Origin of the sequence: Mycoplasmoides pirum ATCC 25960 (assembly GCF_000685905.1) — a bacterium.
In the GTDB taxonomy this organism is placed as follows: Bacteria; Bacillota_I; Bacilli_A; order Mycoplasmatales; family Mycoplasmoidaceae; genus Mycoplasmoides; species Mycoplasmoides pirum.
On record NZ_JMKZ01000001.1, the window covers coordinates 38,090 to 50,559 of the forward strand.

Genomic DNA, 12,470 nt, shown 5'->3' on the forward strand with positions numbered 1-12,470 from the left:
TACATTTAAGTAAGTTGTAATTAATTTTTTTGCGTGGTATTTTCCTACTCTCAGTTGCCCTACCATCGGCTCCATCGTGCTTAACTGCTGGGTTCGGAATGGGACCAGGTGTTTCCACGACGATATCTATACCACACGTGATGGTTCTCTAAAAACTAAATACAACAACTAGATCAAATGCAATAATGAACAAAATAAGTCCTCGAACGATTAGTATTATTCACCTAAACACCTCACGATGCTTGCAGCTATAACCTATCAACGTCATGGTCTTTAACGGTTCTTACTCCCTTGCGGGATGGGAAGATTATTCTTAGAGTTAGTTTCACGCTTAGATGCTTTCAGCGTTTATCTATTTGATACGTTGCTACCCAGCGGTGCACCTGGCGGTACAACTGGAGCACAAGTGGTATCCTCACTCCGGTCCTCTCGTACTAAGAGCAAATCTCTGCAATCTTCCTGCGGGCACAATAGATAGGGACCAACCTGTCTCACGACGGTTTGAACCCAACTCACGTATCTCTTTAATCGGCGAACAGCCGAACCCTTCGAACCTGCTTCAGCTCGAGGATGAGATGAGTCGACATCGAGGTGCCAAACACTGCCGTCGATGTGAACTCTTGGGCAGTATCAGCCTGTTATCCCCAGAGTAGCTTTTATCCGTTGAGCGATGGCCATTCCATTCTGAACCACCGGATCACTATGACCTAATTTCTTACCTGTTCGACTTGTAAGTCTCACAGTCAAGCACCCTTATACCATTACACTCTTAACACGATTTCCAACCGTGCTGAGGGTACCGTTGCGCGCCTCCGTTACCTTTTGGGAGGCGACCGCCCCAGTCAAACTGCCCACCTAACACTGTCCTGCCACTGGATAACAGCGGCCAGTTAGAGAAAAATTTAAACAAGGGTAGTATTCCACTGATGACTCCACAAGTCCTAGCGAACTTGCATCAAAGTCTCCTACCTATGCTCTACATGTCGAAATTTTGCTCAATATTAAGCTACAGTAAAGCTTCATGGGGTCTTTCCGTCCCGTTGCGCCTAACGGGTGTCTTCACCCGTACCTGGATTTCACCGAGTCAATAGTCGAGACAGTCAAGAGATGGTTACACCATTCAAGCGGGACGGAATTTACCCGACAAGGAATTTCGCTACCTTAGGACCGTTATAGTTACGGCCGCCGTTCACTGGGGCTTCAGTTAAGAGCTTCGCTTGCGCTAACCCCCTTCCTTAACCTTCCAGCACTGGGCAGGTGTCACCTCATATACATCGGCTTGCGCCTTAGCATAAAGCTGTGTTTTAGTTAAACAGTCCCCCCTCGTTCTTCACTGCGGCTCAAGTTTTACGTTGAGCACCCCTTCTCGCGAACTTACGGGGCTAATTTGCAGAGTTCCTTAACTATTGTTAACTCGCTAACCTTAGGATATTCTCCTTGACTACGTGTGTTCGTTCTCGGTACTGGCAACTATGCAATTAACCCTAGAAGTTTTTCTTGGAAGCGTGATATATGATTCTTCGCTACTTGCCGAAACGTTCGCTCGTATTCATAACTTGACCTTAAATGTGGCGGATTTGCCAACCACAAAGTCTTGTTATTTAACCCTAAATCCGATAATAGGGAACCATTAACCTTCTCCGTCACTCCATCAGTTGCATTGTCGGTACAGGAATATTAACCTGTTGTCCATCGATTACGCTTTTCAGCCTCACCTTAGGTCCAGACTAACCCTGGAAGGACGACCCTCGTCCAGGAAACCTTAGTCAATCGGTTTGAGAGATTCTCACTCTCAAGCGTTACTTACACCGGCATTCTCACTTGTATTCAGTCCACCAATCCTCACGGTTTGGCTTCATCCCAGAATACAACGCTCGTCTACCACGATACTTGCGTATCATCCATAAATTCGGTAATATGCTTAGCCCCGTTACATCTTCGGCGCAGAAACACTCGACAAGTGAGCTGTTACGCACTCTTTAAACGGTGGCTGCTTCTAAGCCAACATCCTTGCTGTTTAAGTATTTCAACATCCTTTTCCACTTAGCATATTTTGGGGACCTTATTTAATGATCTGGGCTCTTCCCCTCGTGACAATGAAGCTTATCCCCCACTGTCTGACTGCAAGAATAGATAAATCGGCATTCGGAGTTTAATTGTAATCAGTACAGCAAGGCGCCGCCATCATACATTCAGTAGCTCTACCTCCGATCTATCGTGATCTTACGCTAGTCTTAAAACTATTTCGACGAGAACCAGCTATCACGGGTTTCGATTGGAATTTCACCCCTAGTCACAGGTCATCCGCTGTCGTTTCAACGAAAGTCGGTTCGGTCCTCCGGTAGATGTTACTCTACTTTCAACCTGCCCATAACTAGCTCAACCCGTTTCGGGTCTATAATGACAAACATATATTTCGCTGTATTTCAAACTCGCTTTCGCTATAGCTCCCCTTCTAAAGGTTAACTTGCTTGCCATCATAACTCGCCGGCTCATACTTCAAAACGCACGCCATCACACATTAATGTGCTCTGACACGTTGTAGGCATATGGTTTCAGAATCTATTTCACTCCCATCCCTGGGTTCTTTTCACCTTTCCCTCACGGTACTTGTTCACTATCGGTCACTGACTAGTATTTAGGCTTACCCAATGGTTTGGGCAGGTTCCGTCAAAATAACATTTTCCGACGTACTCAGGATCCTACTAGGTATTGATTTGATTTCGGTTACGGGACTATCACCCTGTATCGTGTAGCTTCCCAACTACTTCTCCTATCAACTCAAAGTCCACATTGTAGTCCTACAACCCCAGGATTGCTCCTGGTTTGGCCTGTTCCGCTTTCGCTCGCCACTACACACGGAATCACTTTCGTTTTCTTTTCCTGTTGCTACTGAGATGTTTCACTTCGCAACGTTTCGCTTTTAACCCCTATGAATTCAGAATTAAATAAAATATGTTTCCATATTCTGGGTTCCCCCATTCGGACACCTACGGATTAGCGTCTCTAACCGACTCCCCGTAGCTTTTCGCAGGTTCGCACGTCCTTCATCGCCTGTCAGTGCCAAGGCATCCACCATAAGCCCTTAGTAACTTATTTTTTGATATCCATTAGCATTTGATATTTGTGTTATTCACACAAAGAACTAGAAAGATTTGTTGTATTCAGTTTTCAAAGAACCATCTCTACTACTTTAAAAATTTAAAGTAATAGGAGAGATTAATTCTCTCAAAACTGGATAAAATCATGACCAAAATAAATGTTGACATCAAATTTGCTTTGCGATGGGTTTTAACATTTAAATTGGATTTTAAAATTATTAACACCAATATTGTAATAAGGTGTATAAAGCTTGTTTATACTCCATAGAAAGGAGGTGATCCACCCCCACGTTCTCGTAGGGGTACCTTGTTACGACTTAACTCCAATCACCGGTCCTACCCTAGACATGCGCTTCCTTGCGGTTAGCAACACGGTTTTAGATATTACCAGCTCTCATAGTTTGACGGGCGGTGTGTACAAGACCCGAGAACGTATTCACCGCGACATAGCTGATTCGCGATTACTAGTGATTCCGACTTCATGAGGGCGAATTGCAGCCCTCAATCCGAACTGAGACCATCTTTGCAGATTAGCTCCACCTTGCGGATTCGCAACTGTTTGTAATGGCCATTGTAGCACGTTTGCAGCCCTAGACATAAGGGGCATGATGATTTGACGTCGTCCCCACCTTCCTCCAACTTGCGTTGGCAGTATCGCTAGACAAAGTAACTAACGAAAAGGGTTGCGCTCGTTGCGGGACTTAACCCAACATCTCACGACACGAGCTGACGACAACCATGCACCACCTGTCACTCGGTTAACCTCCACTATATTTCTATAGCTTTGCCAAGGATGTCAAATCTAGGTAAGGTTTTTCGTGTACCGTCGAATTAAGCAACATGCTCCACCACTTGTGCGGGTCCCCGTCAATTCCGTTTAAGTTTCATTCTTGCGAATGTACTACCCAGGCGGGATGTTTAATGCGTTAGCTACGACACCGAGGCGTTTACCCCGACATCTAACATCCATCGTTTACGGTGTGGACTACTAGGGTATCTAATCCTATTTGCTCCCCACACTTTCAAGCCTAAGCGTCAGTTATGGCCTAAGTTCTCGCCTTCGCAACTGGTGTTCTTCCATATATCTACGCATTCCACCGCTCCACATGGAGTTCCAGAACTCTCTACCACACTCTAGACTAGAAGTTTCCAATGCATACAACCGTTAAGCAGTTGTTTTTAACACCAGACTTTCTAATCCGCCTGCGCTTGCTTTACGCCCAATAAATCCGGATAACGCTTGCAACCTATGTATTACCGCGACTGCTGGCACATAGTTAGTCGTTACTTATTCAAATGGTACCGTCAAACTAACATCATTTCCTCTGCTAGCCATTCTTCCCAAATAAAAGAACTTTACAATCTATTAAGACCTTCATCGTTCACGCGGCATTGCTCCATCAGGCTTTCGCCCATTGTGAAAAATTCCCTACTGCTGCCTCCCGTAGGAGTATGGGCCGTGTCTCAGTCCCATTGTGGTTATTCTACCTCTCAGCATAACTACACGTCATCGCCTTGGTGGGCCATTACCCTCACCAACTAGCTGATATGCCGCACCCTCATCCTATAGCGGTCCAAACGGACCTTTAAAATGTTTCTCATGCGATAGTACATTTGTTATGCGGTATTAGCTAATCTTTCGACTAGTTATCCCCCACTGTAGGGTAGATTGGATACGTGTTACTCACCCGTTCGCCTCTAATGTATTGCTACATCCGATCGACTTGCATGTATTAGGCATGCCGCCAGCGTTAATCCTGAGCCAGGATCAAACTCTCAGAAAATGACAGATTTTATCCAGTTTTCAAAGAACAATCTAACAAGAATTCAAAATTTGAATTTTGCCTAAAGCTTTTTTAATAATAAGTTAATAATAACTTCAAAAAAAGCGCAACTAATTATACATAAAAAAAGAAAAATACAACAAAATATTTAAAAAAATTTTATTGATGGTCAAAAAAGAATAAAAATTAACTACTAAAAAATAATTGAAAAATAATATTTATGTTGAAAGGCAAATTAAAGAAATAACATTAAATTTATTAACATTTAAAAGGAAAAATAAGAAATTATCAGTTGAAAAGATTGAAATGGTTTTCTAATTCTGTTTTGATTTCTTGATTTTTTAAACTTTGTTTTTCATCTTCTTCACTACTAGTAAAGATTGGCACTTTAGGTAAAATATTATTAAAATCTTCTCCTATAGTTCTAAATTCTTTTAAAGAGAAAGCATTATCCATAAATTCTTTTGTTTTATCAAAATCTAAATTATATTTTTTTACAATTTCATCTAATTTTTGTTCTTGAAGATCAGAAATACGTTTCTTAAAAAAAACATAAATTTCACCTTGATCGTTTTGTGGTTTTTCTAAATATTCATTAATGAAATTCATAATTAATTCTTTTTTGCTTCTTAATTCTGAAGAAGAACTAATAAATTTTGAACATTTTTCTTTTAAAAGTTCTATACCTTTTAAATCATATACTTTGTCGTTTGATAACAAATTTAAAATGTAATCTATGCCTACATCTTGTTGCTTAATTAATTCCAATTCAAAAACTATATCATCAACAACATTTGTTTGTTTACTAATTGAAGTTTTTTTAATGTCATCATAAAATTCTTGATACCAACTTGTATAGTCTTGAATTTCTCTATCATTTAATTGTTTCTTTTCATTAACAAATTCTTGAACAAAAGATAGTAATACATTATTTACTTTTAAAAATTTACCAAATAAGTTTACAAATTCAATTTTACCTGTTTCAGATAATTTTGAATTTAAGGTTTCCAAAGAAAATTTATTTTTTAATTCGTTAACAATCGATAAATATCCTGGAATATTTTTGTTATTTTCATCTAAATAACCTTCATAATAATCTTTAAATGGTCTTAAAACAACTACTCCATATGAATTTTCATTTCCAAATAATTCAAGAGCTTGTTTTAATTTATTTTCTAAAGGCATAAAACTTACGATATTTCCGTGAGATTTAGCTTCATTCAGAATTCTATTAGTTCTAGAAAAAGCTTGAATCAAACCATGATACTGAAGTGATCTATCAATTCACAATGTATTTAAATTTGGGGCATCAAATCCTGTTAAAAACATATTAACTACAATTAAAATGTCAATTTGTTTGTTTTTTAATCTTTTAGATACGTTATCGTAATATTTTTGAAAGTCATCATTTGATGTGCTGTAATTTGTTTGAAACATTTCATTGTAATCTTTTATTGCTTCATCCAAAAATGCTCGTGAACTTTTATCTAATTTATTTGTAGATTCATTGTCTTCATCATCTAAATAAATTAAATTATCAACAGAACTAAAATCCTCATTCGCTGAATATGAAAAAATTGTAGCCACATTTAATTTAATATCTTGTCTCATTGATAATTGTTTTTTAAATTCTAAGTAATATTTTTTAGCTGCTTCAACTGATGAAACTGTAAAAATAGAATTAAAACCTTTTAGGTCAACTTGATTTTTATTTTTACCAAATTCGTTTAAATAATTATTTCTAGAAAATTGATTATATGAATACGAATTATTTCTATATGTATATTTATTAAAATTATCAATAATACATTTAGTTACTTGTCTTATTCTTTCATCAGATAAAAGAATTCCTTTTTTATCTATTGAATGAATTTCTTCATCTGTTGTATTTTCTTTAATATCTTTAATTGTTGATCAAAAATCATATTTAAATGGGAGAACATTTTTGTCTTCAATAGCATCAACTATTGTATAGGTGTGTAGTTTTTCGCCAAATAATTCTTCAGTTGTTTTTCCAAAATAAGTATTTTTAGATATTTGTGATGCAATTTGTTTTGGCGACTTTCTAATAAAATTTTGTGTAAAAATTGGAGTTCCTGTAAATCCAAAAATACTATATTTTTTAAAGTGTGATGTAATTCTATAATGCATGTCACCAAACTGAGATCTATGACATTCATCAAAAATTAAAACTACATTTTTAGAGTAAATAAAATGAGTAGGATTATTTTTTATAAAAGATGATAATTTTTGAATAGTTGTAATTATTATTTTTTTATTTTCATCTTCTAAAAGTTTTTTAAGTTCATCAACTGACTTAGTTGCATTAGCTGAACCTTCTTCATATTTATTGTATTCTTCTTTGGTTTGTTGATCTAAATCTTTACGATCTACAACAAATAAAACTTTATCTATATATTTAGATCTAGATAAAATTTGTGAAGTTTTAAATGAAGTTATAGTTTTTCCACTGCCTGTAGTATGTCAAATATAACCACCTGCATCAATAGTTCCTAATACATTTTCATTGTTAATACCATACTGAACTTTATTTATTATTTTTTCAGTTGCAACAATTTGATAAGGACGCATGACAATTAATCTTTTATCATTTGTAAAAACACAATATTTTGTAAGCAAATTTAAAATTGTATTTTTTGAAAAAAAAGTTTTACTAAAATCAACTAGATCTTCAATTCTATTGTTTTTTGAATCTGATCAATACATAGTAAATTCAAAACTATTGGAAGTTTTGGATTTAATTTCTTTGTTATCTATTTTAGGATGAGATATAAATCTAGTTGTATTTGAATAATATTTTGTTTGTGTTCCATTTGAAATAACAAAAATTTGTATGTAATCAAATAAACCATAAGAACTTCAAAAAGAATCATCTTTGTATCTTTTAATTTGATTAAAAGCTTCTTTTAAAGGAATGCCCCTTTTTTTAAGTTCAATATGAACTAAAGGTAATCCATTTACTAATATTGATACATCATAACGATTTTCATAATTACCAATTTTATTTGTATATTGATTTATTACTTGTAATTTATTTTTATTAATATCATTTTTATTAATCAAATAAATATTTTTAACAGAACCATCATCGCGTTCTAAATTATAGAAATAATCATTTTGAATTCTATTTGTTTTAGATAAACTAGTGTCCCCATTTAAACAAATATAACTATTTAATAGCTTAGATCATTCTTTATCTGAAAATTTTGTTTCATTCAATAATTCAAGTTGAGTTTTTAGATTATCAATTAAGGTATCTTCATGCTTGCTTGGTGAAATTTTTTGTATGTTAAAAAATTCATATCCATTAGATATTAACTGTTGGATAAATTGTTGTTCCAATTTTTCTTCTGTTTGATAAGAATTATCTTCTTGTTTACTTTTAACAAATTTTTCAATAATTGTAGGTTCATTCAATATTAATAAATTTTTCATAATTGATTACTCAAAAGTTAATAATTTATTTCTGTAATATTCATATTGTTTTTTTCTTAGTTCTATTTCTTTGGGTATACCTGAACTAATATCGTTAACTAAATCACTAAATTTATCTAGAATTTGAACTATTTTATTTTGAATTTCAATTGGTGGTATGGGAATTAAAAATTGTGAAAAATTTTTTATTCATTTTCGAGTGTGTTCTCTTACATCTAATTTTAAAGTTTTCATAAAATAAAAAATAAACTTAAAGTTTATATTTTGCAAATTTGGAACTAAAATTTTGCAAGCAGATGATTTTACTTTAAAAGGGAAATCTACTCAATGGAACGAACAAATAAAATCATCAAATAAAATTATTGGATTTTTTTTACTTGCATTATAAATTCCTTCATTCTCATTTGTATAACCTAAAACAAAAGATTTTCCGGGGGTTAATACTGGAATGTCATAATTATTATTGTATTTAGTTGATTTAACAATATATTTGATAGGTTGAATATAATTAACAAGGTTTTCAAGTTTTTGAAATTTTGTAAATTTATGCTTATGCAAATTATTAAGTAAATAATCTCTATAATATTGATACTGTTTGATTCTTGCTTCTAGTTCTGCTTCTAGTTCTGCTTCTAGTTCTGCTTCTAGTTCTGTAAATTTATCTAATATAAATATAATTTTATTTTGAATTTCAATTGGTGGAATGGGAATTTGAAGATTTTCTATAATTTTTCTATCAATTGTTGGAACGCCTCCAACTCTTTTTTGATTTTCAAAATAATTTTCATATAGAGCTAAATAGTAATAAAGATATTTATTACTTAAATTTTCAATACTTTTAATTCAAAATGAGCCATCGGAGCATCAAAAATTTTTATCTAGATATTTAACTCCACCGACTCCACCTGTGTTGACTATAATGATGGAATCTTTAGGCGCATTTCAATCATGATAAAAACCTAGAGGAGTGTTTTTGCTTCCGTGATAAACTTCATATTTTTCATTATTGTTTAATTCTTTCTTTGTTATTCTTTGACCTCGTGTTATTTTTGCAACATCTTTTAATTTTTTATATTCACATTTATGCAAATTATTAAGTAAATAATCTTTCATTAAATTTACACCCATAATCAACTACTTTTCCAACTCTTTTAGCAACAAATCAATTTGATTACGCAATTTATTATTTTTGTTACTTATTTCTTTAATTGATAAATTTAATTCATTTATATCTATAACCTCTTTTTTATTTAAATTTTCTGCTTGAACATAATTACCCACACTTAAATCGTAATTATTGTTTTCAATCTCATCAATATCTACTAATCTAGAAAAATGTTCGATTTCGTTTTTTTGTAAAAATGTTTTTAAAATTTTTTGAATGTTATCTTCAGATAATTTATTTTGATTGGTTTCTTTAACATAAAGTTGGCTAGCATCAATAAACATTATTTTTTTACCTATTTTACATTTAGATAAAACCATAATGTTAGTGCTAATTGTAGTTCCATAAAACAAGTTTTCAGGTAAAGCAATAATTAAATCAATAAAGTTATTATCAACTAAATATTTTCTTATTTTAAATTCCACCCCACCACGATAAAAAATTCCCGGAAAACAAACAATGGATGCTGCGCCTTTATCATCTAGTATATGCAAAGAATGCAAAATAAAAGCATAATCAGCTTTTGATTTGGGCGCCAACACTCCAACAACTGAATATCTTTCATCATTTAATAATAAAAGATCATCATCACCTTTTCATTTAATTGAATATGGCGGATTAGAAACTATGACTTCAAATTTTTTATTTATGGGTTGTTTAGGTTCAATTAATGTGTCGCCCAAATAAATATTGAATTTAGAATAATTAACATTATGTAAAAACATATTCATTCTACATAGGTTATAAGTTATTGGTTCTGATTCTTGACCATAAAATCCATCTCTTACATTTTCATGACCTAAAATTTTTTCTGCTTGTAATAATAAAGAACCTGAACCACAAGCGGGATCATAAATTTCATTAATTTTTGTTTTATTGCCGATTGCAAGTAATGTTAATAATCTACTAACTTCTTGGGGTGTAAAATATTCACCTCCAGATTTACCAGCTTTTGATGCATACATTCCCATTAAAAATTCATATGCATCACCAAATATATCAATTGTTTTGTCTTCAAATTTCCCTAAATCAATATTTTTTATTTGAGACATAATCTTAAAAAGATTTTCATTTCTTTTAATTAATGTGTCACCTAAATTAGTGGAATTGAAATCGATGTTACCAAATATACCTTTTATATGGTTATCTGATAACACCCCCCCCCACAACATTTGGACTGTTTTCTATGTTTTTAAAAATGTTTGTCAAAATTTCGTTTAAATTTTCTCTATTTTCTTTTGCACTTTCATATACATTTATAAACAATTCTGATGGTTTTATAAAAAAACCTTTAATGTTGACAATTTGTTCTATATGTTTTTTTTCAATTTTTGTATCTGAAAGTGTTTCATAATAATTTTTGTTAGTTTGCTGTTCATTAATGTAATCGGCAATGTTTTCAGATATGTAACGATAAAATAAAAAACTTAAAATGTAATTTTTAAAGTCTCAACCATTAACTTTACCTCTAAGATCATCTGCAATTTTTCAAATATTTTTAAACAATTCAAGTTTTTGATTGTTACTTTTTATTTCTTTAATTTCATTCATTGTAAGTTTGATTTGTAAGATAAAACTAAAAACATTAATTAAATAAATTTTAATATATAAAAAGTTAAGAATTAATTAAAAATATTTAATCAAATTATTTTTACATTTACTATTAGAACATATACATAATCTTATTAACTTAAAAATTTTTTAAAACTTTTATTTTTTAATTTGCTATTAATCAACAACATTAAAGAAAATTAAATAGAACTTACATAAATAAATTATTTTTATTTTCTTAACTTTAAAGGAGTAAAATACTTTGTAATCTAACAATGAATTTTGTTAGAGAGATTAACAAAACATAATATAAATATTTATAAATAATAAAAGTATTAAGTTTTATTAAGTTATTCGATTTAAGGAGTTACTCAAATGCCAGTTAATTTAAAAGGCAGAAGCCTAGATAGTGCTTTGAACTTTACTACACAAGAAATCAAATATTTAGTTGATTTATCTATTTCTTTAAAAAAATCTAAATACCAAGGATTACATGTTAACAATCGTCCATTGGTTGGTAAAAACATTGTTATCTTATTCCAAAAAGATTCAACAAGAACTATGTGTTCATTCCAAGTTGCAGCTGCTGATTTAGGTGCATCTTGTACTTACATTGGTTCTGCAGGTTCTAACTTTGGTAAAAAAGAATCTGTTGAAGATACTGCTAAAGTATTAGGTCGTTTCTATGATGGTATTGAATTTAGATGTTTCAAACAAACAGATGTTGATAAGTTTGTTAAGCATTCAGGTGTACCAGTTTGAAATGGTTTAAGTGATCAAGAACACCCAACTCAAATCATTGCAGACTTAATGACAATGAAAGAACAATTAGGTGAATTAGAAGGTAAAAAAATTGTTTTTGCTGGAGACATCAAAAACAACATGGGAATTAGTTGTCTAATTGCTGCTGCTCACTATGGTATGCACATAGTTCTTGCAGGTCCTGCTAGCTATGCAAAAGAAATTAATCCAGAAATTATTGCAAAAGCTCAAAAATTATTCAATGTTAATGGTGGTTCATTATCTTTTGAAGAAGATAAGATTAAAGCTGCAACTAATGCTGATGTAATTTACACAGATGTATGAGTTTCATTGGGTGAAGACTTCGCTTTATTCCCACAAAGAATTAAAGAATTAAAACCATTCCAAGTAGATATGGCAATGATTAAAGCTGCTAATCCAAATGTAATATTCTTACACTGTTTACCAGCATTCCATGATGATCAAACAGAATTTTCAATGAAAATTAAAAATGAATTTGGTGCAGAACACAAAGAAGTTGCTACAGGAGCAATGGAAGTAACTGATGAAGTGTTCCAATCTAAATACAACAAATGTTTTGATCAAGCAGAAAATCGTATGCACTCAATTAAAGCAATTATTCTTGCAACATTAGGTTATTAATAATTAAGT

General features: G+C 32.4%; 5 protein-coding genes and 3 rRNA genes. 1 reads left to right on the plus strand and 7 read right to left on the minus strand.

Annotated elements, in window-relative coordinates; all coding sequences use genetic code 4:
• Window positions 1–31: 31 nt before the first annotated feature.
• The 7 genes from rrf to T397_RS04405 form a co-directional block, all read right to left on the minus strand.
• Window positions 32–136, minus strand: a 5S ribosomal RNA gene (rrf, locus tag T397_RS0100175).
• Window positions 137–190: 54 nt separating this feature from the next.
• Window positions 191–3,099 (minus strand): 23S ribosomal RNA (locus T397_RS0100180).
• 270 nt (window positions 3,100–3,369) lie between these two features.
• Window positions 3,370–4,885: ribosomal RNA gene (locus tag T397_RS0100185) — 16S ribosomal RNA — on the minus strand.
• Together the 16S, 23S and 5S rRNA genes form the textbook arrangement of a ribosomal RNA operon.
• 285 nt (window positions 4,886–5,170) lie before the next feature.
• Window positions 5,171–8,341, minus strand: coding sequence for a type I restriction endonuclease subunit R (locus T397_RS0100190; RefSeq protein WP_027123707.1), 3,171 nt, complete (start codon window positions 8,339–8,341; stop codon window positions 5,171–5,173).
• A gap of 6 nt (window positions 8,342–8,347) precedes the next feature.
• Window positions 8,348–9,469, minus strand: coding sequence for a restriction endonuclease subunit S (locus tag T397_RS0100195; protein ID WP_211246786.1), 1,122 nt, complete (start codon window positions 9,467–9,469; stop codon window positions 8,348–8,350).
• A gap of 6 nt (window positions 9,470–9,475) precedes the next feature.
• Window positions 9,476–10,678, minus strand: a complete 1,203-nt coding sequence (locus T397_RS03690) for a type I restriction-modification system subunit M (protein WP_238315402.1) — start codon at window positions 10,676–10,678, stop codon at window positions 9,476–9,478.
• On the minus strand, window positions 10,650–11,057 hold the full coding sequence (locus T397_RS04405) for a type I restriction-modification system subunit M N-terminal domain-containing protein (protein ID WP_238315401.1): 408 nt from the start codon (window positions 11,055–11,057) through the stop codon (window positions 10,650–10,652). Before T397_RS04405 ends, T397_RS03690 begins: the two co-directional genes overlap by 29 nt.
• A gap of 375 nt (window positions 11,058–11,432) precedes the next feature.
• Between T397_RS04405 and argF the strand changes: the two genes are divergently transcribed.
• Window positions 11,433–12,461: an ornithine carbamoyltransferase gene (gene argF, locus T397_RS0100205; protein ID WP_027123709.1), complete on the plus strand. Its 1,029-nt coding sequence runs from the start codon at window positions 11,433–11,435 to the stop codon at window positions 12,459–12,461.
• Window positions 12,462–12,470 lie beyond the last annotated feature (9 nt).